At 42.9% G+C, this 744-nt stretch carries 2 rRNA genes; both read left to right on the top strand.

Annotated features, from left to right (window positions below):
* Positions 1–171 (top strand): 16S ribosomal RNA (locus ACESTK_RS20500); the annotation flags it as partial.
* A gap of 93 nt (positions 172–264) precedes the next feature.
* Positions 265–382: ribosomal RNA gene (rrf, locus tag ACESTK_RS20495) — 5S ribosomal RNA — on the top strand.
* Positions 383–744: the final 362 nt, after the last annotated feature.

Below are 744 nucleotides of genomic sequence, written 5' to 3'. Positions count from 1 at the left end.
TGAATACGTTCCCGGGTCTTGTACACACCGCCCGTCACACCATGGGAGTCAGTAACGCCCGAAGTCAGTGACCTAACCGCAAGGGAGGAGCTGCCGAAGGCGGGACCGATGACTGGGGTGAAGTCGTAACAAGGTAGCCGTATCGGAAGGTGCGGCTGGATCACCTCCTTTCTAAGGAAGAAGTAGAAAATCGAAATGTGTTTTACTGTTGAGTTATCAAGTAGCTTACTTATAAAAAAAATAAGAAAGTCGATAACCGATATTTCCGGTGTCGATGCGCTTAGGGGAAACACCCGTTCCCATCCCGAACACGACGGTTAAGACCTGAGCGGCCGATGGTACTGCATTGGAGACGATGTGGGAGAGCAGGTGGGCGCCGGATCAAAGAAAAAAACAAGTGAAGAACTTGTTCATATAGAAACAGACACCGGTAAGTGAGTTCTGTCGGAAACAGAACGGTAAAAGATGAAAACTGATGGACTGGTGTTAACCCATTCAGCAGGGAAGTGCTGTTATGATAACTGGTTTTACCAGTGATTAGAGGTTTTAAATAGAAGCTTTCTGATATTTAAGATTTCTAATGACTGATAAAAATTCAGTCAGATATGTACCTTGAAAACTGCATACATGTAAATTTGATTAAACTTTAATCAAATATCCTTGATACAAACGTTAAAACGTAAGATAGGAAGACATCGATTTAGTCTGTGAGAGCAGACAAAGATCAACAATGAGAATCAAAAG

The sequence above is a fragment of the Ruminococcus sp. Marseille-P328 genome (genome assembly GCF_964249465.1).
In the GTDB taxonomy this organism is placed as follows: domain Bacteria; phylum Bacillota; class Clostridia; order Lachnospirales; family Lachnospiraceae; genus Blautia_A; species Blautia_A faecis.
This window is presented reverse-complemented; position numbering and strand designations above follow the sequence as displayed.